Source organism: Limnospira platensis NIES-39, from assembly GCF_026000695.1.
Classification (GTDB): domain Bacteria; phylum Cyanobacteriota; class Cyanobacteriia; order Cyanobacteriales; family Microcoleaceae; genus Limnospira; species Limnospira platensis.
In genome coordinates this window covers 6194355-6219342 of the sequence record NZ_AP026945.1, presented here as the reverse complement: position 1 = coordinate 6219342, position 24988 = coordinate 6194355, and the positions used below count along the sequence as shown (strand labels likewise).

General features: G+C 42.8%; 22 protein-coding genes. 13 read left to right on the top strand and 9 right to left on the bottom strand.

Annotation, left to right across the window (positions count from 1 at the left end):
• Window positions 1-148: 148 nt before the first annotated feature.
• Window positions 149-976 carry a hypothetical protein gene (locus tag N39L_RS30535; protein ID WP_006618274.1) on the top strand — a complete coding sequence of 276 codons (828 nt, stop codon included), beginning with the start codon at window positions 149-151 and terminating at the stop codon, window positions 974-976.
• Window positions 977-1057: 81 nt separating this feature from the next.
• Here the strand turns inward: N39L_RS30535 and N39L_RS30530 are convergent, their stop codons facing one another.
• Entirely contained in the window at window positions 1058-1423 is a 366-nt protein-coding gene (locus N39L_RS30530) for a sll1863 family stress response protein (RefSeq protein ID WP_006618275.1), read from the bottom strand.
• Between the two features lie 36 nt (window positions 1424-1459).
• Window positions 1460-3478, bottom strand: coding sequence for a serine/threonine-protein kinase (locus tag N39L_RS30525; protein WP_286131428.1), 2019 nt, complete (start codon window positions 3476-3478; stop codon window positions 1460-1462).
• Between the two features lie 176 nt (window positions 3479-3654).
• Between N39L_RS30525 and N39L_RS30520 the strand changes: the two genes are divergently transcribed.
• Entirely contained in the window at window positions 3655-4419 is a 765-nt protein-coding gene (locus N39L_RS30520; protein ID WP_035737942.1) for a pantothenate kinase, read from the top strand.
• On the opposite strand, the gene N39L_RS30515 is transcribed toward N39L_RS30520, so the two are convergent.
• From N39L_RS30515 to bcp, 3 genes are all read right to left on the bottom strand, one after another.
• A complete protein-coding gene (locus N39L_RS30515; RefSeq protein ID WP_231852034.1) occupies window positions 4384-5283 on the bottom strand; it encodes an alpha/beta fold hydrolase in 900 nt (299 codons plus the stop codon). The genes N39L_RS30520 and N39L_RS30515 overlap by 36 nt on opposite strands.
• 332 nt (window positions 5284-5615) lie before the next feature.
• Window positions 5616-6083, bottom strand: coding sequence for an NUDIX hydrolase (locus N39L_RS30510; RefSeq protein WP_006618279.1), 468 nt, complete (start codon window positions 6081-6083; stop codon window positions 5616-5618).
• A gap of 5 nt (window positions 6084-6088) precedes the next feature.
• The gene (gene bcp / locus N39L_RS30505) at window positions 6089-6556 is read right to left on the bottom strand and encodes a thioredoxin-dependent thiol peroxidase (RefSeq protein WP_006618280.1); all 468 of its coding nucleotides are present in this window, start codon (window positions 6554-6556) and stop codon (window positions 6089-6091) included.
• Between the two features lie 247 nt (window positions 6557-6803).
• Between bcp and N39L_RS30500 the strand changes: the two genes are divergently transcribed.
• On the top strand, window positions 6804-8756 hold the full coding sequence (locus N39L_RS30500; RefSeq protein WP_014277286.1) for an N-acetylmuramoyl-L-alanine amidase: 1953 nt from the start codon (window positions 6804-6806) through the stop codon (window positions 8754-8756).
• Window positions 8757-8771: 15 nt separating this feature from the next.
• Here N39L_RS30500 and N39L_RS30495 read toward each other — a convergent pair whose 3' ends face one another.
• Window positions 8772-9503 carry a DUF3120 domain-containing protein gene (locus N39L_RS30495; protein WP_014277285.1) on the bottom strand — a complete coding sequence of 244 codons (732 nt, stop codon included), beginning with the start codon at window positions 9501-9503 and terminating at the stop codon, window positions 8772-8774.
• Between the two features lie 387 nt (window positions 9504-9890).
• On the opposite strand from N39L_RS30495, the gene N39L_RS30490 reads away from it, so the two are divergent.
• Window positions 9891-10805 carry an undecaprenyl-diphosphate phosphatase gene (locus N39L_RS30490; RefSeq protein ID WP_014277283.1) on the top strand — a complete coding sequence of 305 codons (915 nt, stop codon included), beginning with the start codon at window positions 9891-9893 and terminating at the stop codon, window positions 10803-10805.
• A 120-nt stretch (window positions 10806-10925) separates the two neighbouring features.
• The gene (locus N39L_RS30485; RefSeq protein WP_014277282.1) at window positions 10926-12278 is read left to right on the top strand and encodes a TIGR03279 family radical SAM protein; all 1353 of its coding nucleotides are present in this window, start codon (window positions 10926-10928) and stop codon (window positions 12276-12278) included.
• A gap of 61 nt (window positions 12279-12339) precedes the next feature.
• On the opposite strand, the gene N39L_RS30480 is transcribed toward N39L_RS30485, so the two are convergent.
• Window positions 12340-13302: a glycosyltransferase family 9 protein gene (locus tag N39L_RS30480; RefSeq protein WP_006617917.1), complete on the bottom strand. Its 963-nt coding sequence runs from the start codon at window positions 13300-13302 to the stop codon at window positions 12340-12342.
• Between the two features lie 230 nt (window positions 13303-13532).
• On the opposite strand from N39L_RS30480, the gene ispD reads away from it, so the two are divergent.
• Window positions 13533-14219 (top strand): 2-C-methyl-D-erythritol 4-phosphate cytidylyltransferase, encoded by a 687-nt coding sequence (gene ispD, locus N39L_RS30475; protein ID WP_006617918.1) that lies wholly within the window; start codon window positions 13533-13535, stop codon window positions 14217-14219.
• A 348-nt stretch (window positions 14220-14567) separates the two neighbouring features.
• Window positions 14568-16295 carry a 4Fe-4S cluster-binding domain-containing protein gene (locus N39L_RS30470; RefSeq protein WP_014277281.1) on the top strand — a complete coding sequence of 576 codons (1728 nt, stop codon included), beginning with the start codon at window positions 14568-14570 and terminating at the stop codon, window positions 16293-16295.
• 65 nt (window positions 16296-16360) lie between these two features.
• Here N39L_RS30470 and dprA read toward each other — a convergent pair whose 3' ends face one another.
• Window positions 16361-17494, bottom strand: a complete 1134-nt coding sequence (gene dprA / locus N39L_RS30465; protein WP_014277280.1) for a DNA-processing protein DprA — start codon at window positions 17492-17494, stop codon at window positions 16361-16363.
• A 161-nt stretch (window positions 17495-17655) separates the two neighbouring features.
• Here dprA and N39L_RS30460 point away from each other — a divergent pair, with 161 nt between their 5' ends.
• From N39L_RS30460 to N39L_RS30445, 4 genes are all read left to right on the top strand, one after another.
• Window positions 17656-19011: an FAD-binding oxidoreductase gene (locus N39L_RS30460; RefSeq protein WP_006617921.1), complete on the top strand. Its 1356-nt coding sequence runs from the start codon at window positions 17656-17658 to the stop codon at window positions 19009-19011.
• A gap of 73 nt (window positions 19012-19084) precedes the next feature.
• Window positions 19085-19999, top strand: a complete 915-nt coding sequence (locus N39L_RS30455; protein WP_006617922.1) for a polysaccharide deacetylase family protein — start codon at window positions 19085-19087, stop codon at window positions 19997-19999.
• A 55-nt stretch (window positions 20000-20054) separates the two neighbouring features.
• Window positions 20055-21575 carry a hypothetical protein gene (locus N39L_RS30450; RefSeq protein WP_006617923.1) on the top strand — a complete coding sequence of 507 codons (1521 nt, stop codon included), beginning with the start codon at window positions 20055-20057 and terminating at the stop codon, window positions 21573-21575.
• Window positions 21576-21605: 30 nt separating this feature from the next.
• Window positions 21606-22076: a M67 family metallopeptidase gene (locus N39L_RS30445; protein ID WP_006617924.1), complete on the top strand. Its 471-nt coding sequence runs from the start codon at window positions 21606-21608 to the stop codon at window positions 22074-22076.
• On the opposite strand, the gene N39L_RS30440 is transcribed toward N39L_RS30445, so the two are convergent.
• The gene (locus N39L_RS30440) at window positions 22073-23323 is read right to left on the bottom strand and encodes an MFS transporter (protein WP_006617925.1); all 1251 of its coding nucleotides are present in this window, start codon (window positions 23321-23323) and stop codon (window positions 22073-22075) included. The genes N39L_RS30445 and N39L_RS30440 overlap by 4 nt on opposite strands.
• A 135-nt stretch (window positions 23324-23458) precedes the next feature.
• Between N39L_RS30440 and ruvA the strand changes: the two genes are divergently transcribed.
• Window positions 23459-24079, top strand: coding sequence for a Holliday junction branch migration protein RuvA (gene ruvA / locus N39L_RS30435; RefSeq protein ID WP_006617926.1), 621 nt, complete (start codon window positions 23459-23461; stop codon window positions 24077-24079).
• 101 nt (window positions 24080-24180) lie between these two features.
• Window positions 24181-24975 carry a DUF1963 domain-containing protein gene (locus N39L_RS30430; RefSeq protein ID WP_006617927.1) on the top strand — a complete coding sequence of 265 codons (795 nt, stop codon included), beginning with the start codon at window positions 24181-24183 and terminating at the stop codon, window positions 24973-24975.
• Window positions 24976-24988: the final 13 nt, after the last annotated feature.

Below are 24988 nucleotides of genomic sequence, written 5' to 3'. Positions count from 1 at the left end.
TATACTGGCTGAACCAGTTTTTAAAAACCCTCAAGTGTAATTAAATGCTGACATTGGCTAATTATTCCCCCTCTGGGGGATTGCAAATATTGGCATCAAAAAAGATAATCCCAATATGCTGTCAATGGATAATCTGAATCAAATATCAATGAAACAATTACTCTGGCTTACTGGCTTAATTTTGTTAGCACCTATGGGGTTAGTTGGGTGCGCGCCAGAAACTGAGACCGCTAATGAAATTGTAACCAATGGTGAGGAAGGGGGAACCTTAACCCTAATTGCGGATGCAGAAGATAGAATGCGAGAAGGGTTTGTTAGTAAAGATGGTTGGGAACTTACTTTTAATCATGTTTATGTGACTTTCGATAATATCAGAGCCTACCAAGCACAATCACCCTTTGACCCAGATACTGAGTCTCAGCCGAATGCTATCACGTTTGTTGAGCTTCTCAATTCACCGATGACTGTAGATTTAGTCGGTGGAACAGAAGAGACTCCCATAGTGACCACAGCTATAGCACCCCCAGGACATTACAATGCTCTTTATTGGGAAATGGTGACGGCTACAGAGGGAGAATTTGCAGGGTCTACGCTGGTTTTGGATGGTACAGCCCAAAGAGATGGTCGCACTATCAATTTTGCGATCGCTTTAGATAAACCCGTAGCTCATTTTTGCGGTGAGTATGTCGGAGATGAACGTAAAGGGTTTTTAGAAACTAATGGGGTGGCTGAATTAGAAACAACTTTTCACTTTGACCACTTTTTTGGTCGCTCTGACCGTCCCATTGACCAGTCTCCCAATGATGAGGCTATTGGTTTCCAGCCTTTTGCTAATATCGCTGATGGGGATGCTGTTAATGTTACCAGCCAAGAACTTCAACAGCTTTTGACTGAGGAGGAATATAATACCCTCGTATTTTCTGTGACGGAATTAGGTCATGTTGGAGAAGGTCATTGTCGCATTGAGCCACTTTAATTAGCTACAGGGACACACTAGATCAGGATATGATTAACCTGATTAATGGTGTTGTCCCTAGCTTCAGTTAATCACTAACCTCTAGCTGTTGAATTTCTCAGAGGCTTGTTTAAAGGCATTTTCCACATCACTCCAAGCCTTTTCAAAACCAGTTCGGATGTCTTCCCAGGCTTCCTCACCAGCTTCTTGCAATTTTTTGAACTTTTCGTTGGCATCATCTCGCTTGGCTTGTAGTTCCTCAATTTTTTCGTGATACTGAATAGTAGCATCTGCTTGGGCTTGTTGGGCTTTCGCTTTCAGTTCATCTAATTGAGCATCGAGTTTATCTATTTGTGCTTTAACTTTAGCTTTGTAGGCTTTTTTGTCTTCGGTGCTAGTTGCCATAATTAAAAATGATTTGATTGAAAATAACACTTTAACTATAGCCCGTGATTCAGGTGATGACATCTATCCTCAGCTAGAGTTTTGAACTACCCCCCAGAGTTAATCTTCCCGACAGCGCCAAACTAACAGTTGATGGTTTTCTCCCCGACAAATTAAGGTATGGCTATCTATGCCAAAAGTAATAGGACTGTATCCAGAAATCTCGCCGAGTGGCTGCTGGGAAATTCCCTGAATGTCAATTTTCCAGAGTCTAATTTTCCCATCATCGCTACCACCTGCCATAAATTTACCGTCAGGACTAATTGCTATTGAAGATATTACGGCGGAGTCTACAGTCTGTGTGGTGAGTAAAATTCCTTGGTGAAAATCCCAGAGTTTAATGGTGCCATCTTCGCTACTACTGGCGAGAATTGTCTGGTTAGGACTGAATGCTAAGGAGAGGACTCCCCCTGAATGTCCGGTCAAAGTTTGCAGGCTGTGGAGTTTCCCAAATTGCCAGATTTTGATTTGTCCGTCCGCGCCACCACTGGCGAATATACTGGACTGGGGATGATTAAATAAACTGTCATAATTACGGGAATTATTGGCTGGGGAAAATGCAAAGGTGACACAAAAAACTTCCCCGGAATGTTCACGCAGACGATAGAGAAGTTCTCCGTTGCGTTGATTCCATAATTTGATGGTAGCATTACCGCTACAACTGGCAATTATGTGACCGTCAGGACTGTAGGCGACGGCGTGAATTGGTCCGCAACGATGACTGTAGGGAGAACCTGAATGGCTGAAAAATCTATCGGTCATCGTCCCGGTGTTGAGGTTCCAACCTAGTAGGTTGCGGTCAAAACTACCACTGACTAAACGACGACCATTGGGACTAATAGCGATCGCATTTACGGCGGCTACATGACCACAAAAACGCTGGACTAATTGACCTGTATTCAGGTTCCATAGTCGGATACTCTGGTCAGCACTACCACTAATTAATATATATCGATTCGGACTTATGGCGATCGCATTTATTGGCGCTGTGTGACCTTTCATGATTGCTTGACATTGCCACTTTTTCCCGGATATCTCTGGGTTTATATGTCGGCTAAAATTTACGAGTGATGTTAATAATAGTGACGGAAAAGCACAGGGGACAGGGGGCGGGATTCCCCAAATTGATTGATGAGTTGCTATGTGAACTGCTACCATAATTTGCAGGCTGGAAGTAGGGAGTTTTAGACTCACAGGTGGCTGTATATCGGCTAACACGGCGGCAGCTGATTGATAGCGTTCTTGGACTTTATCCACTAACATTTGATTAATGATATGCTTGAGTTCAGAACTAATATGGCGATGACTTTTCTCTAGGTGCGATTCCCAAATAAATTCTCCCGTAAATGGGTCAAATAAACTCTGGGGATTTTCTCCTGTTAATAGGTGAATACAAGTTACTCCTAAACTATATAAATCACTGGCTGCATAGGCTTTCCCGCCGCGAATTTGCTCTAAGGGAGCATATCCTATAGTTCCGGTCATGGTTCCGGTTTTGGGGTGTAAAATATCTATCTCGTGTTTGGCTACTCCAAAATCTACTAATACTAATTTACCGTCTAAATGTCTCCTAATAATGTTTTCGGGTTTGATATCTCTATGAATCACTTGATGGTCATGGATAAATTGGATGACTGGGAGTAAATCTAATAGTAATTCCCGCAATTTTTCCTCATCTAAAGGTTCCCCTAATTCTAACTCCTCCAGGAGGTTCTCTCCTTCTATATACTCCTGAATTAAATAGAGTCTACTGTCCGACTCAAAACAGGCGAATAAATGGGGAATTTGTGGATGATTTCCTAACTCCTGTAGTCGCACACCTTCTTGATAAAATAGTTCCGTGGCTTTCTGAATTTGCGGGAGATTATGCTGTTGTGGAGAAAATTGTTTGATAATACAGGGGGTGTGTAGGCGGTCTTCATCAACTCCTAAAAATGTCCTACTCATACCACCACCACCTAGACTTTTTAAGCCTCTATAACGCTGTTTTAATAACAAGGATGAGCCACAGTTGGAACAGACTTGGCTTCCCAGAGGATTTACTGGATTTAAACACAGGGGGTTCAGACAGTAACTCATCAGCTTAGGGGTTGGGGGAGTTAATCTTAACTGTGAATGGATTTTACTACCCCCTAGGGGCAATTGACTCAATTCTTAATGATGATTTAGCTTTTGAGTCCCCAAGATAGCACCCCGGAATTGAAAGACCCCTGATTAATTATAATCATCTCATCCTATATTATGTATGTAATCCGATGATGAAATTGCGATCGCATCCCCGAAATTGGCTAGGATTAATGATTGGTAATTCCCGACTACACTGGGGTAAATTCCAGGGGGAAACTTTAGTGGAAACCTGGGAAACTCAACACCTTAATCAATCTCCGTTAGAAATGGGATGGTCTTGGCTTAATCAAATATCGCCTGTACCGCTATTTATAGCCTCTGTAGTACCGGAACAAATGCAATTATGGCAAAACTACCCCAAAGCCGAAATTATCACCCTAGAACAGTTACCGTTAGGGGGATTATATCCAACTTTGGGAATAGATAGGGGTTTAGCTGTTTTAGGCGCGGGGAATCAGTTGGGTTTTCCGATGTTGGTTATTGATGCAGGGACAGCATTAACTTTAACTGGAGTCAATCAAAACCGCCAATTAATAGGCGGCGCAATATTACCTGGTTTAGGACTACAGTTTTCTTGTGTGGCTAATCGTACAGCTACCCTCCCACAAGTGGCTTTTCCTGAGAGTTTACCTCAACGGTGGAGTTTGAATACATCAGAAGCGATCGCCAGTGGTATTATCTACAGCATTATAGCTGGTCTGCGGGAGTTTATAGCTGCTTGGTGTCAGGAGTTACCCCACAGTAAAATTAGCATTACAGGAGGCGATCGCATTCCTCTGATGACCTACCTTAACAGTCAATACCCGGAGATAGCTGGTTTGATTTTAGATACCCCAGAAGCTATTTTTTGGGGAATGTCAGCTATGGTCAGAGATAGAAATGTTCCGAGTTGAAATCGGGTGACGTTGGAGAAACTGACGGATATATTCACTGACGACGGCGGGAAACTCTTCGGGGAGGTTTTCGCCGCCAGCAATGAGAGAATTTAAGCGAGAATTAGGTAGCATGGAGTTCAAGGTTTCCCCCATGGCTTGAGTTGTCGGTTGTTCACGATTTCCTTGTAAAATTAATACGGGTATGGTTAATGAATTTAGCTGTTCATTAAGTAATTCCCCTTGGATTTCAGCCGGACGGCGACGAAACAAAAACTGACAGGAAATCGGCGATCGCATCATCGTTTCTCGCTGTTTTAACCAATCGGCGATCGCATCTCCTTTTCCAAATAAACGGGTAAATGGATGTATCAATTTCAGCCAAGTTGCTAAAAGGGGGGGATTTCCACATAGCCACCGCATCCACTGCCATTGTTTTTCGATTCCATTGACTGCTACCCCCTCTGGGGAAATTAAGACTAGACCTTTGACTTTATGCTGATAGCGAATTGCGTAACTTGCTGCTATCCATCCCCCTAGGGAATGTCCGACTAAGTAAACCTGATCTAATTTTAGGGATTCGATATATTCGGCTAAGTTTTCCACCGCCATGGTGATAGAATAGTGAATCTTGGGGGATTCTGACTCACCAGAACCCAGGCGATCGGGAGTATAACAATGATAGTCTGAAGCTAGTTCTTCGATAATGGGTAGCCACTGACTACTATCTTGCCATGAACCATGTAGATACACGACATCAGGACCTGCGCCTACTTCACGCCAGAATATTTGTCCCTGGGAAAGTCTGACGCGGGAATGGCGCAATGGTTGGGATAATGATGGTGTTTCCTGGGACTCAGCATAGGGAAAAGAAGGTTCAAACATAGCCATATAATGAGATGCAGTATGATGAGTTGACTATTCTCGCGATGGTTAGTCATATCCCGGGATCGCAGATCATAGATGGGAATAACCAGAAGCGAGATGATGTCATTATAGTATATATTATCAGCATTAGACCTAAAAAAATACGGTTTATAGCTTTTACCTGGCATATAATTGGCATAATTGGCAGGTATCCCAGAGGCTTAAATCCCTAACTTGTGAGGCTATAGGGTTATTTGCATCCCAATTATAGCAGGTTTTAGGATAATAATATCCGCCTATTTTTTGGGTAGATATATGGCTGTAAATTAACATTTTTCATGGTCTGGGAATTAGGCGATCGCCGTCCGACCTTCCAAGTAGTCTTGGATTTGTTGTTGATAATCATGACTAAGGTTATCCATTGGTATTTTGCTCAGTTCAAAGCTACAAACATCCGCAATTTCCCAGGTATCTTGAATGTGGATATCTCCGGTAACTTCAGCGGATACAAGAATACAAATAGAATGGAGTCTAGGGTCACGATGAGCGCCCGAATAAACTCCTACCAAACGCCCCAGTTTAACCAGTTCTAAACCTGTTTCCTCAGCCAGTTCTCGCTTAACAGTGGTGAGGATATCTTCACCCCAATCTATCATACCTCCAGGTAAAGCCCATTTACCATTATCCTGGCGACGAACCAAGATAATTTTGCCATCTGGTAATAGAGGAACGATGCTAACTCCGGTAACAGGATGGCGAAAAATAACGCCCAAAACGGTATAAAAAAAACGCATCCAGCCCTTAGCTAATTCTAACATATTTTCTAACCTTCCCCAGATAAATCTTGAAGAATAGTGATAGCATGACTTTCTGGCTTAACCTTGGGATAAATTTTGTGAATATAGCCATCTGGGTTAATGATGAAAGTTTGGCGATAAATGCCCATAAACTCTCGACCCATGAATTTTTTTAAGCCATAACTATGATAGAGGGTGGCAACTTTACCATCGGGGTCACAGAGCAGAGGAAAAGGCAGATGGTATTTGTTGATAAACTTGGTGTGAGATTTAGGATCATCGGTACTAATTCCGAGAACAATGATATTGTTACCTTGGTAATCTGCATAGACATCGCGAAAACCGCAGGCTTCCTTAGTACAGCCAGGAGTGTGATCACGGGGGTAAAAATACAGAACCACAGTTTGACGGCGAAATTGACTGAGGCTAATCAAATTTCCGTCCTGGTCCGAGAGAGTAAAATCTGGAGCGAGATCACCAACATTTAGACTCATAGTATTGGGGGATTTCAGGGAATAATGGGGAAATGAGGGTCAAACCTTTCTGAATAGCGATCGCCACTATCGTTAAATAATAATGGTTATGGCAATATTGAAGCATCGAGGTTGACCCAAAACCTTTATATGTTATCATGCACTAGCTTAGTGCCAGACATGGGGCTATTTTCAGGTTAAGCGTAACCGGATTAGCTAGAATGTCAGGTGTCTGTAAAAGCTCAACTACCTCCTCCACTTGTTTACCGTGTTAAGAATTGGCTCAAATCTACTCCAACGCTGGTTACTCCCGAGTTTAGTAAGTGTGCTGCTGATGGCATCAGGTGCTGAAGCGGCTCAAGTTCGGTCTTGGGAATTTGAAAGTTCCCAAAATCGTCTGTCATTTACTACAGATGAGGGAGTACAGCCCACGGCGAAATTACTCTCGAACCCCACGCGTCTGGTAATTGAACTACCAGGGACGAGTTTAGGTTCTGTGTCCGGTCAGCGTTCATCACCAGGGGGAAATATTCGTGAAATTCGTTGGGAACAAACCGATAACGAAAATGCTCGAATTATTGTAGAACTGGTAGAAGGTTATACCCTGAACCCGCAAATGGTGCAGTTTCGAGGGATTTCTGCCAGTGAGTGGATGGTACAACTACCACAACCGCAAGCTATTGGCTCATCATCACCCCCGGCGGCACTTCCGGCTCAAGCTACTGTGGTTAGCGCTCCTGAACCAGTCCAACAGCAAGTTCAACAGCAATTTCAACAGCAAGTTCAACAGCAAGTTCAACAGCAAGTTCAACAGACGGCTCAGGCTAACCCAAACCGTTCAATTCCTAATCAGCCACAAACATTTGTTGAACAAATCGAAATGCGCGATAACGGCATTGTTTTACAGACCACAGGTCAAATGCCGCAGATTGAGTTTAAACGCTCTCAAGACCGCACTTGGATGACCCTAGATATTTTCGGCGCGAGTTTGAGGGGTACGACCACAAGGGGGAGAGCAGTCAACCGGGAAGGGGTGACAATAAGTCAAGTTACCCAACTTTCCACAACCCCCCCGGTGGTGCGCCTGACGTTCAGTACCCCTAATACTAATCAAAATTGGGAAGCGAGACCAGTAGCGGGAGGGGTAGCAATTTGGCCCCAAGGGGGAGTTCCCCCGGCTGTGCAAGCAAGTTCGAGTATAGTTACCATTGAATCGATTAGCCTTCAAAATCAATCCTATTTTGCGGTGAGAGGTAATGGTCCTCTCAACTATACTCACGGTTGGGATGCAGAAACGGGGGCTTATGGTATTACGTTTTTTTCGGCTAGATTAGCTGATGGGGTTCAACTTCCCCAAAGAGAAGTGGGAGGACCGATTATTTGGTCTCGGTTGCGTCGGGAAGACCCAGATACTTTTACGGTGTTATTTCAACCGGCTACCAGGGTGCAGGTAGGACAGGTTAGCCAAAATAGTCCCCAAGAATTGGCTATTCCTATGGGTGTTAATTTAGCGTCTGTGGCTCCTCCCCCTAGAACTCCAGCCCCGGTGACACAGCCACCGATAAATAATCCGAATCCTTTTCCGCCTCCGGCTCAAAATCGACCACCGTCGTCACTTCCACTACCTTTTCCGCCGCCTAATCGTCCATCTCCTCAGCCCCCTGTGGGTAGAAATCCTAATTCTAGGGTATCTGTGGTTATTGACCCTGGACATGGTGGCAGTGACCCAGGAGCTGTGGGAGTTGGTGGTATTCGGGAAAAGGATGTTGTTATTTCTATTTCGCTGCAAGTTCAGCAGATTTTGGAGCAAAATGGGGTTAATGTGGTGATGACCCGCACTGACGATCGCACTATTGACCTGGAACCGCGAGTGTCATTAGCTAACCGAGTTGGGGCTGTGGCTTTTGTGAGTATCCATGCTAATGCGGCTTATCGCGCTGGTGCTACGGGTGTGGAAACTTTCTATCATCAAACTGGCTATAGCTTGGCTCAGTATATTCAAAACAGCATTCTGGCAAATTTCTCACTGCACAATCGGGGCGTTAAGCAGGCTCGGTTTTATGTCCTCAGAAATACGACTATGCCTTCGGCTTTGGTGGAGGTGGGGTTTCTCACTAATCCTAATGATGCTCGTTTGTTGGCTGACCCAGCACAAAGAACTCGCATGGCTCAGGCGATCGCTCAAGGTATTCTTCAGTATCTCCGAGCCAGTGGATACTAGGCTTGAGTTGGGCATTTATGCAAAGCAGGCGGCTACTAAAAATAGGCTATCGACTAAAATGGTGCTTAAAACTGCGCCGCCAAATACCCACCAATGGGGTTCTTGGGACTGGAGGGGAAATACTCCTACTCCGAATAGGGTCATCGCTAATACTACCGCCCAGCTAATTCCCCACGGGGTTCCGGCTAGGGCGATCGCATTTTGAAATATAGGCATGGCCATTGATGGATCGACCTGCATTAATTGTCGCCAACTGGGGATTAAACCGGCTATATAAAAGTATCCATCCGTAACGGCGGTTCCGAATAGAGACCCTAGATAAAACCAATTGCCTACTTTACCCCATCCCCTCCACAGACACCACACCGCAAAGGGAACTCCTATCGATTCTACTGGTAAATGTAGCAGGGGTTCCCACCTCAGCCATCCCCAATATATGGACCCGGTTAACCAAGTCCAGCTAAATCCAAATAGCAAGTCTCCCCATAATTCGGTTTCTTTGGTTCTCAGTAAATATAAACTTACTCCTAACCATCCCCCAGTCATGATTAGGCTCAACATTGGCCAGATTCTGACTAGGGGCGCTTGGAAAAATACTGGGACTGATACTAAAAATATGGCGATCGCAAATGGAAACCACCTTTGACTCTGTTGGGCTTTTTTTACAAATGTCGCCCAAGACCACTGCTGTAGCCACAGCGGTTGGGTTGATGTCAGAATGTAGGCTATAAGGATATTGCTAAACAAGGCTTCTTTAAGATTTGTTACTGAAGTTCATATTAATTGATGATATCACAAATATTTATCCCCCCCAGGGGCATAAATTCTACACAAAAATCAATAGTTGATTTTTGGGTCAATTCTAAAAAAAAGATAAAGGGGGGTTGACAGGTGGGACAATTTGGGGTATTATATTGACATATTGTTAAATAATTGGACAGTGCCAAAAATAAAAAAAAGGAATATATCCCATTATTAATATAATAGCACAAGCAGGCTCAAAAAGATATCCCCTTCCCCCCAGACAGTCATTTTTTTAACATTTCTTAATATTTGTTACAAAACTTAACAAAAGTCGGGTAATTGAGGAGAGAGTGTTAGATTGGTCCAGTGCGTATAGTAAATTTCAGATCTATGGATTTCCAGAGTCTTCCGGTATATATTGCAGATTTAGTCACGCCCTCGATGGGAGAAACTGAAGTAGAATCGCAGATGACGTTATTCCAGGCGATCATTTTAGGGATAGTCCAGGGACTAACGGAATTTATCCCGATTAGTAGCAGCGCCCATTTAAAAATAGTTCCGATGGCGCTAGGATGGGGAGATCCAGGGGTAGCATTTACGGCGATTATTCAATTAGGGAGCATGGCGGCGATTTTATCGTTTTTCTGGTCTGATCTGAAAAAGGTAGTATTGGGGGCGATAGATGCGATCGCTAAATCGGATTACGAGTCCCTAGATTTTCGTATGGCTTTGGGAATTGGTTTAGGAACTCTACCGATTGTGTTTTTTGGGTTACTGATTAAATTATTTATTCCCGATTATGATAGTTCGCCTCTGCGGAGTACAGTGGCGATCGCGATCGCTTCGATTGTGATGGCCAGCTTACTGGCGATCGCGGAAAAACTAGGAAGCCGAAAGCGAGACTTTGACCATCTGAATGCTAAGGACGGGGTACTGATGGGTTTGGCGCAAACCTTAGCGCTGATACCGGGTGTATCGCGGTCAGGTTCGACCATAACCGCCGGGTTATTTATGGGACTAGAAAGGGGAACCGCCGCCCGATTTTCGTTTTTATTAGGAATTCCGGCTATTACCCTAGCAGGGTTGGTAGAATTAAAAGACTTCTTAGAGGCTGGAATAGACGACATTAGCACGGCGGCGTTAGTAGTGGGTTTAATTTCGTCAACCATATTTTCCTACCTATCTATAGCCTGGTTAATCCGTTATCTGCAAACGAGTAGTACATGGGTGTTTGTTTGGTATCGACTAGCTTTTGGTGTAGCGATTTTAACGGCAGTTGTGGGCGGCGCTTTGGAGAATATTTAGGGGCGGGTTGGGGTGTCAATATCAATTCCCCCCAGAGTTTTTCTGAACCCGTCCTAGCTGACCATGAATAATGGATAATGAATTGTGGTCGGGTATGATCTGTTAGGTTGAGATTGTAGTATGAGTGTATCTTCTATCCGTCCGGCGCTAATTACTGAGGTGTTACCGGACTCGATTGGGGCTGATGTGGGTTTTGAACCGGGAGATGCGATCGTGTCTATTAATGGAACTCGTCCCCGGGATTTAATCGATTATCAATTCCTGTGTGCAGATGAGTTTCTGGAAATCGAAGTAATTGATAGCCAGGGAAAAACCCATCATATTGAACTAGAAAAAGACTATGACGAGAGCCTAGGTTTAGAGTTTGAAACAGCCCTATTTGACGGCTTAATTCAGTGCAATAACCGCTGTCCTTTTTGCTTTATAGACCAGCAACCGCCGGGAAAAAGAGGCTCTCTTTACTTAAAGGATGATGATTATCGCCTGAGTTTTCTCTATGGTTCTTATCTAACCTTAACTAATTTACCTCAATCTGAGTGGGATAGAATTGCTCAGATGAGAATTTCGCCTCTGTATGTTTCCGTCCATGCAACGGAGCCAGAAGTGAGAAGTTTTCTGTTAAAAAATCATCGAGCTGGTCAGATTTTAGAGCAGTTAAAATGGTTTCAAAAGCACCGTTTACAAATTCATGCTCAAGTGGTAGTTTGTCCGGGGATAAATGATGGTGTTCACCTAGAAAAAACTTTGCGAGATTTGGCGGAATTTCACCGGGGAGATATTCCGGCGGTGGCTTCGGTGGCGGTGGTTCCGGTGGGGTTAACTCGTTTTCGACCCCCGGAAGATGAACTGATTGCGGTAAGCCAGGAAAAGGCGAGGGAGGTGATTAAGCAAGTTCAAGACCTCCAGGATACATTTAAGCAGGAATTGGGGTCAACTTGTGTGTGGTTGGCGGATGAATGGTTTTTAATCGCCCGTGAGGAGTTACCACCAGAGTCTGATTATGAGGACTATCCCCAAATTGGTAATGGGGTGGGGTCTATTCGTAAGTTTTTAGGGGAATTTGAGACGGCTTTTGAGAGGGTGAAATGGGAAAGTGGAAATGGTGGGGCTAGTCCTCGGCGTTGGACTTGGGTGGTGGGAAATGCTGTAGAATTGGCGTTTAAGCCTATTGTCGCCCGGTTGAATGGGGTGGAAGGGTTAAGGGTGGAAATGGTGGCTTTGGCTAGTGATTATTGGGGACAGGAAATAACTGTAACGGGGTTGTTGACGGGTCAGGATTTAATCGCGGGACTCCAAGGACGAGATTTGGGTGATGGGGTTTTGCTTCCGTCTTTAATGTTGAAAACTGGGGATAATCGCTTTTTGGATGATTTGACGGTGGCGGAAGTGGAGGCGACTTTGCAGACTAAAATTGTGGCTGTAAATGGGGTTGATGAATTGGTGGCGATCGCCTCAAATGTGACAGGTGGATGAAAAACCAGGACACACTGAAAGCTAGAAGCCTCAGTGTGTCGAGTTGGTCAACAAAAAAAACCTAATTTCCCCAAATTCGCTTTAAGACTTCATCGGGGGATATATCGGCCATTTTTCCAGTGGGAGATTTAACGGCGATCGCTCTTTCGCTGGGGGGGAGTAATTTATGAGGATCGGTAGGACCAAATAAAGCAATGGTATAAGTACCAACGGCGATCGCCAAGTGCATGGGGGCGCTATCGGTACAAACCATAAGATTAGCGGCTGCGATCATGGCGGCGAGTTTACCAATATCCTCTGGTTGTGTCAACTTAACTTGAGGACAACGCTGGGTTATTTGAGTAATCAAGGCTTGATCTTCAGGTCCTTTGACCAAAACCACAGGTAGGTTAGGCTGTCGCTGTTGGATATCCTCAATAATCTTCTGCCAGCTTTCAACGGGGTAAATTTTATCAATGCCCTTATTAATAGCCATCTGACTAGACCCGCCATGAATAAGGATATAGCCACTTTCCTTAACTCCGAGGCTTTCCTGTTCCCTATCAGCCCAAGCCAAGTCGGACTTAGGGACATTAATCTGTAATCCGCTAAAGGGGGTGATAATGTCTAGGCCCTGCAATAAATCATGGTACATCTGGGCTGCATACTGTTCAGTTTTGAGGGGGACAGCATCGGTGAGAAAGATTTCTCCGCTACTCCCTGCATAACCGACGCGGTTAGGTATTCCGGTGAGCCACAGCAACAGCCCTACGGTCCATCGTTGTCCGAGGGAGATAACCACATCATATTCTCGGTCACGGACAATGCCAATCAAATTACCCCAGTCGGCGAGACTATTGCGCCCTTTAAAGTCATAGGGGATAACTTTGGATACGGACTTACAGACGCGGTAAGCAGTTTGGGCCCTAGGTTCGGTAACTACGGAAATTTGGGCATGGGGATAGGCTTGCTTTAAATCGTCTAGGGTAGGGAAAAACAGAATTTGGTCGCCAATCCCGCCTGGGACAAGGGCTAGTATTTTCATTTTAATAGAGTTAATCCACTTATCAGCTTAATTCTAAATGAAGACAGTTCGGAAAACCATAGAAAAATATCTCAGGTTTACTGGGCGGGGGTTAACCTGACTGGCTGAAAGGGTTGGTAATTGGTTTTCTAATAATATTTAAAGAGCGATCGACAGGAGCATGGAATGGTTTGCCTATTCTCAGTGAAGTTCTATAATACTATGACCAAAAACAAAATACTTAGCTAATCATGTATTTATTAATTCCCGCTGCCGGAAGTGGACGGCGTATGGGCGCAAGCTGTAACAAATTGCTACTGAAATTATGGGACAGATCCCTACTCGGTTGGACTCTAGCTAGTGCCGGGGCATCTAAATCGATTATTTGGATTGGTATTATCGGACAAAGGGCTGATTTCCCGGATTTTAAGGCGATCGCAGACGAGGTTTGCCTGAATATACCCATAAAGTTCATTATTGGGGGAGAAACCCGTCAGGAGTCGGTTTATAACGGCTTACAAGCTCTTCCCCGTGAAGCCGACCGGGTTTTAATCCACGACGGGGCGAGATGTTTAGCGACCCCGGATTTATTCGATCGCTGTACGAAGGCACTGGAGTCGGTATCTGGTTTAATTGCCGCTATTCCAGTCAAGGATACCATCAAAATAGTGGATGGTAATAATTTTATCCAGGATACTCCCGATCGCCGTCAATTATGGGCGGCTCAAACTCCCCAAGGTTTTGAAGTTCCACTACTGAGAGAATGTCACGAAAAAGGCCGTCATCTGGGTTGGGATGTGACTGATGATGCGGCGCTGTTTGAACGTTGTGGTCTTCCGGTTCAGGTGGTGGAAGGGGAGGAAACTAATCTGAAAGTTACTACTCCTGTAGATTTACAGATTGCTGAGTTTATTCTCCGGGAAAGGCTGGCTAAATAATGTTAAGGTGACATGAATTTATAATTATTAAGTTAACTGTTGTTTCCTCTCTCTTCCAGGGATGGATGGGTGGCTCTTTTTCATGGGTTTGCCAACCTAACAGCACCCCTTGGTAGACTTGACAAAACCACCCTTAACATGGTATAGAATTAAAAGAAGATTATCTGAAGTAGCGAGTATTAGTTGTAGCAGTAGTGTAATCAGTTGCTGGATTAGTATCTCTGAGATATACCCATAGGGTACGGAATGGGTTAAAAGCAACATTAAAAACTTAAATAGCTTCAATTAAAAATGGGTTTTATTCAGAGAGCCTCGATTTTTTTAAACCCTCCTAGGGAGTATTGAATTATGTACTGTGAAATCCTGAGTACGCTTTACATCAAATCTAATGGAGACATCCCCTGCGATGATGACTATGGTGAACAAGTTATACTTGCGAATTTAAATGATTCTCCGACCATAGAGCAGATAGTCAAATCGCCAAAATTGAATAACATTGAAACCAGACTTTTATTGAAATTAGTACCCCATGATGGTATCTGTCAAAACTGTGCTTTTTTTCGCCCCGAGCAAAGTTTTGAAAATCGTATACGCAAATTTCATTTAAACAAAATTCAAGTTGAAACATCTCTTTCTTGTTCTTTAAGTTGTTGGGGTTGTAGTCGAATTAAACAGGTTAGGCAACGGCGAGGTCAACTTTTTTTAGACAAGAAGCAGTTCCAAACTTTGATTGTATCTTGTGCAGAAGATAACTATAATATAGATTGGGTTGAATATTGCGGACAGGGAGAACCTCTGAACCACCCTGAGTTTTCTCAATTTGTGAAAATTGTATCTGAGTTTTTGCCCAATACCCAGCAGACGTTAACTACCAACGGCAATAACAACTTTAATCTATCTGTTGGAGAAGAAACCCTCCATCGAATTATTGTTTCTTGTGATGGAGCGTCCCAGGAAAAATATGAAATCTATCGAAGGGGAGGTAATTTTGAAAAGTGCATCCGTTTTATGAAAGATGCTGTGGCTAATAAGAATGCAAATAATCATCCCCATGTTACTTGGAAATATATCTTGTTTGACCATAACGATTCGGACGAAGAGATAGCAAAAGCTAACGAGATTGCTCAGAATATTGGTGTAGATAGATTATTATTTATTTTAACCCACTCCGAAGGTAAATCTAAACGCTATACCAACGAAAACTTCAGCAAAATTTTAAAAATAGCCCCCTCAGCCGTAATTAATTTGACCTGTGCGTTAATTAATTCTGCTCCCAGCAAATACTCTCATGTCTATGTAGGCAAGGCTACTGAGAAGTTAGGATTAGCAGAAAATAAACAGAAGTTTAGACTATATTTAGATGAAATAAAAATGATAGATAAACAACATTTATTGTTGAAAGGATGGGCGGCAAATTTAGACTTTTCACAGATTAAAAAACTCAAGGTTTGTGCTAACTCTAAGTTTCTGGGATATATAGAAGTTTCACATCTCAGAAGAGACGTTATGAAACACTTTAATATTAAGGAAAATACACAGTTTGGTTTTGCGGGGGTTCTGCCGACCAATGAGTTAAGTGGTCAGGAAATTTTGTCCTTAGAAATCACCCCAGAAAGTTGGTCATTCACAAATTATGAAACTCACAAATATCTGGTTAATTTTACTACTTTAAAATCCTCCAATGGCTATGTAGGTAAGGCTACTGAGAAGTTGGGATTACCCGAAAATCAACAGAAGTTTAGACTTGGGTTAGATGAAATAAAGATGATAGATAAACAACATTTATTGTTGAAAGGATGGGCGGCAAATTTAGACTTTTCACAGATTAAAAAACTCAAGGTTTGTGCTAACTCTAAGTTTCTGGGATATATAGAAGTTTCACATCCCAGACAAGACGTTATAAAACACTTTAATATTAAGGAAAATACACAGTTTGGTTTTGCGGGGGTTCTGCCGACCAATGAGTTAAGTATTCAGGAAATTTTGTCCTTAGAAATCACCCCGGAAAGTTGGTCATTCAACAATTACGAAACTAAAAAATATCTGGTTAATTTTACCCCTTTGATGTTGACTTAGGATGGTGATAATGGTAAAATATGATGGTATTTTATCAGTTTATTCATGAGGAAAGTGGGGATTGATTATAGTCTCTGATATCGCATTCCGGGAAGCTGAGTAACCAACTCTAATAATTCTAATTGTAATAATTGGCTAGAGACAGTTCCGGCATCGATTCCACACTGTTCGACAATGAGATCAAATGGTGTGGGTTGGGAGGCGATCGCATTTAAGATTTTAGCTAAATCTGGGTCTAAATTAGGAGATTCTGGTAGGGGTTTTGTTTGTGGTTGCCATAGGGGAAGCTGGGTAGGCGTGTCTAATTGAGGGATAGCGCCAAGTTGTTCTAGGAGTTGTTCTATGTCCACGGGAATCACGCCAGCACCACCATCAATTAACTTTAGACAACCGTGGGATTTCTCATCATCTAAACGAGCTGGTAAAACATAAACATCTCGGACAAATTCATTGGCAATACGGGCAGTAATTAAGGCTCCTGAACGTTGGGGTGCTTCCATGACAAATACTACCCGACTCAACCCAGCAATAATGCGGTTACGTCGGGGAAAATTAGTAGCGTTGGGTCTGGTGCCACTGGGAAATTCACTAATTAATAATCCCTGTTTTAATACCTGTTCACAAAGGGGGCGATTTTGTTTGGGATAAGCAATATCAACTCCAGTGCCTAAAACGGCTAGGGTACGTCCTCCTGCTTCTAAACAACTGCGATGAGCCTCTGTGTCGATACCTGCTGCCATTCCTGATACAATAATAAAGCCATGATGTGCTAGGGTGCTGCTAATTTTGCGGGTCCAGTGTCGTCCGTATTCTGTGGGGTTGCGGGTTCCTACAATGCCAATGGTGGGGAAATGACCTTGATTTTCTTGGGGGTTGATTATTCCTCGGTAATAAAGCACTGGTGGTGGGGAGGGTATTTCTGATAAAAGCCGAGGATAATCTGGGTCGGCGGGAGTCCAAAAGTTAGGATTTTTAATCAGATGATTTTGGAATAGTTGCTGGGGGTTAATTTGCGATCGCTCAGTGATTACTTTTTCTAAACTCTGTCTTCCGAACCCTTCTACAGAACCTAATTCTATGGGGGATGCCTGCCAAGCGGTGGCCAGACTTCCGAACCTTTCCTGTAATCTTTGAAGGGTGATGGGGCCGATACCATGAATTTGTGACCATGCCAGCCAGTAAACCCGTTCCTCAGACATTTGGGACTTTGATAAAAATTGTATTTAACCAGTATATGCTAAAATATAGCATAGCACAATATCCACAAATCAGCAATCAATAAAAACTGGGTTTTTGGTAGAGACATCTGGTAATTTGCTAATGGGGATGTGCGGTGAATTTAAATTCTAGGTAAAGGGAAATGACTCGAGCAAGTGACAAGCAAAACTGGGATGAGTTTTGTGCCCTGTTAGGAGAGATTGAAACGATAAGCGATCGCACTCAGGTAGCCAAACTATCCCAAGACTACTACCACTTTAGCCCCATTTTACAACCGCTTTTACAAGATAAAACGGGTGATATTGTAGTGCTGCCCCGTTCGGAATCGGAAGTTTTAAAAGTAGCTAAACTCTGCGTTGACTCTGAAATACCCCTAACGGTTAGGGGGGCGGGAACCGGGAATTATGGGCAGTGTGTACCCCTGAAAGGTGGGGTAATTTTAGATATGTCTAAAATGAATAATATAGTCTGGATGAAGCCAGGTTTAGCCTGTGTAGAACCAGGGGTTAAACTAGCAGCATTAGATAAAAAAACTCGCGAAATTGGTTGGGAAATGCGGATGTTTCCCTCTACCTATCGGACAGCCACTATTGGGGGTTTTATTGGTGGTGGTAGTGGTGGTATTGGTTCAATTACTTATGGACAATTACGGGATAATGGCAACCTTCACGCCGTCCGTGTTGTCACTTTAGAAGCAGAACCTCGGATAATTGAACTGAGGGGAGATGCCGTGCAGAATATTAATCACGCTTATGGTACTAATGGGATTATTACCCAATTAGAAATACCCCTAGCACCCGTATATCCTTGGACGGAGTTAATTGTCACCTTTAAGGAGTTTATGAATGCTGCTAAATTCGGTCAGGCTTTAAGTCAGTCTGATGGCATTATCAAAAAATTAGTTTCCATTTGCGCCGCCCCAATTCCATCCTATTTTATTCCTTTTCGTGATATTATCCCATCTGGTGAACAGGCGGCACTGTTAATGGTGGCTGAAACTAGCCTGGAACCTTTACAAGAATTGATTAAAAATTTTCAGGGTAAAATCTGCTATCAAAAATCCACCCAGGAGACGGTAAAGGGTACAACTATCATCGAGTTTACCTGGAATCATACGACTTTACACGCTCGCAGTATAGACCCATCTTTAACCTATTTGCAAACCCTATTTCCAGCCGACCCAGAATTAAAATTGATTCAGGAATGTTATGATTATTTTGGGGATGAGGTGATTCAGCATTTGGAGTTTCTGCGTACTGGGGGAAATTTACACCCAGCCGGGTTACAAATTGTCCGATTTACGAATGAAGCTAGGTTAAACGAAATTATCCAATATCATGAAGACCGAGGGGCAATTATTTTTAATCCCCATACCTACATTTTGGAAGATGGGGGAATGAAGAAGGTTGATCTACAACAATTAAACTTTAAACAAAAATATGATCCTCTAGGTTTACTCAATCCTGGTAAAATGAGAGGATGGGTGGATAATGGATAATCTAACTCTCTCTGGGAGAGGGTTGGGGAGAGAAATATGGAGACAGAAAACCATTAAATAAGGTGTCAATTTAATGACTAATATTAACAGGTTGGTGGAGATATTAATAATTGCGAAAAGGCTATCTATACGCAGTATCTGGCTATTACTGTTAAGTGTACTAAGTCTAAGTGTTTCCGGTGCTAGTAAATCTCCATGGGTGAGAGTTCCTATCTTTGGATTTCATGATATTGTTGACACCAGAGAAGAGTTAGTTCAATCCCAGCGTCCCCTAGTTAGTACAGATTACGAAAAACTCCAGCTTTATAGTTTTTTGAATTACCTAGTAGTTAATGATTATTGGTTTCTGTCTAGCCAGGATTTGTTTGTTCATTTTATCCAAAAGTCTCAACCTATACCGGCTGAGTATGAAAACCGCAAACCAGTGATGATTAGCTTTGATGATGGTTATACTGGTATTCATGATCATGTACTGCCAATATTAAAAGACTTGGAATATATTTACCGGGAAAAAGTGAAGGTGGTTTTATTTTTGAATCCGGCTTATATGGGGGTTAATATTCCTCCCTATATTCCCCACATGAGTTGTGAGGATTTACGAGATGGTTTTGAAAGGGGATATTATGATATTCAGTCTCACGGCTATTCTCATCAAAATCTGACTAAACTAGATGCTAATAATTTACAGATTGAGTTAGAAAAGGGTAAATCTAAATTGCGGGAATGTACGCAAGATTTAGATCGTAATCAATTAGTGGCTGCTCATATTGCTTATCCTTTTGGTGCGTTATCTGCTCAATTAGAAAGATATCTGAGAGGCTATCATTTAACTGGGTATCTTTATGATCATCGAGTTTCTCAACCAACTCAGTTAAGAAATCCGTTCCGAGTTTCTCGTATTCAGGTGAATAAAGACACCCAAATTCATGAATTAATTAAGATGGCAGAAACGGCTAAACCTGTGAAATTGTCTATCAGTGATGACTGAATTTTGAGAGTTGTGCTAATTTAGGACAGGATCATAAGCATAATATAGAGGGACTATGACCAGCTTTCCATCTAAATTGAGGAATTTGGCGGAAAAAAGTCAACCGTTGGATCGAGCGGCGATAACTTTGATGTTAGTTTTGGGTGTGTTAATTTTGGGGGTGGTTTTGAGTGGCGATCGCACTATTCCTCGTGTGCGAGAGTTCAGTTGGGCAAATAGACAGGTAGGGGCGGAAGATAGGGCGTTTCTGTTGACATTTAACCGTCCGATGGACCGGGAGGGGGTAGAGAGAAATCTCCGCATTGACCCGCCTTTACCGGGAAAAATCAGTTGGGCGGGAAAACGCATGGCTTATACTTTGCTTGATCCGGTTCCCTATGGTACGCCTTTCAGTGTGCAGTTACAAGGGGTAACAGATCAATTATATGAGAATCAGGAAGGTCAGTTAATTGAACCGTTTACGGGCTATTTTCGTAGTCGCGATCGCGCTTTTGTATATATTGGGGTGGAAGGAGACCAGGAAGGGAGACTGATGCTGGTGAATTTGTCTCAGGACCCTACACCTGTGGCTTTAACTCCTGAAAATTTAACGGTGATACAGTTTGAACCTTATCCGAGGGGCGATCGCATTTTGTTTTTAGCCATAGAAAGAGGCGATCGTAGTAGTGGACAGTTTGACCCACAATTGTATACTGTGATGACTGGTATTAACCCTGAATCTATCGGTCAAGGTTCTTCAGCGCCTCAACATCGTGGTCAGTTAGAAACAATTTTGGATAACAAATATTACAGTAACCTCCGATTTGATTTGTCTGGTGATGGTAAGGTGATTGTTGTGCAGCGGGTCAACAAAAAAAATCCGGTTGATGCTAGTCCTTGGGTGATTCGGGAGGGACGTTCTCCGAGACCTTTACAAACTCAGGGGGGAAATTTTATGATTGCACCTGATAGCAAATCTTTGCTGATTTCCCAAGGTCCAGATCTGACGAGTATTTTACCCTTAGAACCCAATGCTGAGGTGCTGGAATATTTACCTAAGTTTGGTCAGGTTTTGGGGTTTGCTGCGGATGGTTCGGCGGCGGGGTTACTCAAGTTTAATTCCGATGGAACCAGATCGCTGTTTGTGGTGGATACGGTAGGTAATGAACGGGAATTATATAGAACTGCTGAGTTTGGCAATATTCTGAGTATTGAGTTTGACCCTAGCCAGACGATTATTTATGCTCTCATTACGGAGCTAATGGAGGATAATGAGGAATACACAGAACAGCCTTATATTGTGGCGATCGACTTAAAAACTGAGGAGATTTTCCCTCTGGTAATTTTACCGAATCAGCAACAAATTAATCTGAGTTTATCTCCCGATGGTCTGGCTTTACTGTTTGATCAAACTGTAACTAGAATTATGGATGAAGAGATAGAAAACCGACCTCGTACTGATGGGGGGGATACTATTACCACGAGTCGCCTGTGGTTATTGCCTTTAGTAACGGATAGTTCACCAGATGCTAATGTTTCTCAATGGAAACCGGAAGAATTGCCGTTTTTGGGATTTAACCCGCGATGGCTACCCTAGGAAAGTAGATGGTGAATTGATGCAAAAATTATGTTAATTATAACCTCTGAACAAGTTGCTCAAATTCGGAATTATGCCGAAAAAAGTTATCCCCAGGAGTGTTGTGGTTTGCTGATGGGGCGGCAAGACTTAGGCGATCGCAAAATGATTATGGAAGTTTGGCCGATGCAAAATGTTTGGAGTCCAGCCACTGCTGAGGTATTCCAAGGGTTAGACAATAGCCCCAATATAGCCACTCGCCAAGAACGTTTTACGATCGCCCCAGAAGCGTTAATGAAAGCGCAAAAAGAGGGACGCGATCGCCATCTTTCAATTATTGGTATATATCATTCGCACCCCGATCATCCTGCGATTCCCTCCGAATTTGATCGGGTTTGTGCTTGGTCGGAATACTCCTATATTATTGTTTCTGTGATCGGGGGTAATTCTACTGACTTTCTCAACTGGTGTTTAGATGCTAACCATGAGTTTGAGGCTGAAGAATTGATATATAGGGATTAGTTGTTGAGATGGTTCATGGTTTTATGTAGATGCTGTAAAATGGCGATCGCTATCAAGACACTTAGGGCTAATCCTAACCAAAATTGGCTAATAATTTCCGGGGTTTGATCAAGGGCTAATCCCCCTAGAGGGGGGCCGATTAAATAACCGATCGCCCAACATTGAGAATTAATGGCTAAATAAATTCCTCGCAGGGGGTCAGGGGCGAGATTAGCGGCTAAGGAAGAGGCGGCGGGGCTATAAGTAACTGTGGCGATCGCTAAAATTCCTAATCCTAGAATAGCTAGGGTTAAAGTGCCGGTTTCAACGATTCCCATTAACCCGGTAATTAAAAAACCTATTCCCCATAATATAGCCGATACAATTAGGGCGTGGGGACGACTGAGAGGATTAAGAATGTGGGACATGGGTAATAAAAGTAAGATGGCGATCGCTGTGTGTCCAGCAAACAGGGCGCTAATAGTGATGCTGGAAAGTTCGGCTTTCACAAAGTTGTTAAGATATAGGGGAATGGTGCTATGAATTTGTGACATATAGAAGGTAAATAAAATATTGACTGCTACATAAATTAATAAAGTGCGATCGCTTAAAGCCACCATCCAACTATTAGAAGATTGACCGGATTCGGTATCTGTTGATATAATAGGGGCTTGGTAGGTTTCGGCTATGGCTAGATAAATCACTACAAAAAAGATGAGAAAAGACAATCCATCTAGCACAAATAACAGTCGATAAGCTCCCGTTGTCGCAATCACTACCCCACCCATGATAATCCCCACCTGTAGGCCTATATTATCCCCTAAACGAGTGATAGCATAGGCTTCGTTGCGTGTCTTTCCCGTCGTTAAATCAGCCACTATAGTTTCTGTGGCTGGCCAGTAAAGTCCGATGCCTAATCCTAACAATAAATTGCCGAGAATTAACATCATAAAATTGCTGGTAAATGCTAGGACAAAAGATGAGAGGGCAGAAATTATCGCCGATACCAATAATGTCCAGCGCCGACCGAAGCGAGGAGAGTCACAACAAGACCCCCCGAAGACTCTCCCAATTACCCCCGAAATTTGGGCGCTTCCTAGGGCTATTCCTACGGCGGTTGAGGATAAACCTACCTGATTAACAAAGAAAATTGGCGCGTAAAATAGGGTAAATCCTGTTCCCGTTTGGGACAGTAGCCGACCAACTGCTAAAATCCACACTTGGCGTGATAGTTGAGGTAGCCAAGACCAAAACCGATTTTTACTCAAAACTATTGCCTTAATGCTATTTTGTATGTTGGCGATCGTAGCAAATTACAGTCAAACCGTGAATAGTGATCTTAACCAGAGTGGGTTGATAAGTTAGCAGGGGTTAATTTTTGAGAATTTGAGGTAAAATAGACTATGATTGGTTATTTAAATGGCACTGTAGCTGGTATTTATAAAAAGACGGGAAATAGAGTTATTTTATATCTTGATGTTAATGGGGTTGGTTATGAGTTGCAAATTTTACCCAGGATGCAGAATTTAGATGCTAAAACTGGCGAAAATTTACAGGTATTTACTCATCTACAAGTCCGGGATGATCTGATGGTTTTGTATGGGTTTAGCAGTATGGCGGAACGAGATCTATTTCGTCAATTGGTCAGTGTTAGTGGTATTGGTATGCAATTGGCGATCGCCCTTTTAGATACCCTAGAATTACCGGATTTAGTCCAGGCAATTGTCGGCGGGAATACCGGGATTTTAACTAAAACTCCGGGAGTAGGCAAAAAGACAGCCGAACGGATTACCCTAGAGTTAAAAACCAAGTTATCAGAGTGGCGAAAACAAGCCGGACTTCCTACAGTTTCTACATCTAATTTAAGTGCAGAAATCCAAGAGGAAGTAGAAATGTCTCTGTTGGCTTTGGGTTATACAAGTTCCGAGGTTATGCAAGCATTAACAGCCATTACCTCTCATCCTAATTTAGCCGAAAATAATAGTGCAGAAGATTGGATTAAATATGCCATCTCCATTTTATAGTCAGAAAGCCACCCTTGCACAAATCAACAGTGCAACTTTAACCAAACTATGCTAAAACAGTATCAAGTTCTTTAACACTGTGCGCCGTCGCAGTTTTCTTTATGGTAACACCTCGCTTGTTAGAAGACCTACCGCCAGAATTTGAATCTCTGCGTTCTTTCCTGGTTAGTCATGTGCAACCCTATATTAATCTGGCTTTTAATAAACAGGGTTTTTTAGCAAAAGACCTCAGTAATGATCCCCTGAAGTTGTGGGAAACTAAGGTCGGAGGGTTGCCCTATTTACCCAAGGGAATGGAGTATCCTTGCGATCGTCAAACTGGGGAAATGATGATGTTTTTACTTCAGATTAACTGTGCAGATGTTCCTTCTATTCCCGGCTTTCAATTACCATCTCAGGGTCTTTTACAGTTCTATTCTAGCCTCGATGTACCCATGTGTGTACTAGGTCCAGAACCACACAGGATTATCTATTTCCCAGAAATTTCTCAAGATGAAAGCACCCTGGTCACAGATTTTAGCTTCACCCAAGATAAGCGTTATAGGGATGAATGGTATCACCATATTTATACAATCGATTTTTCTGTAGCAGAGGATGTCTTTGGGGATTATTGCTACAATAGTATTCCCGATAACTTGATAGATATTGCCGATGAATTTGACGAATGGTTGTTAGATTATCAGTCAGAAAATGACTTTGGTATTACCGCTAAAATGGCAGGATTTCCAGAGTGTCATTCCTATGTACCAGAAGTTTTAGATAAGGCTAAAGGACAATTATTATTAGAATTTAATCATCCTTTTGATTGTTCTGATTATTTTTATTTCTATATTGACGAACAACAGCTTATTAAAGCCGATTTTAGTGGGGTTAAATCCTATTTTATGAGGGTTTGACAGCCGTCATATA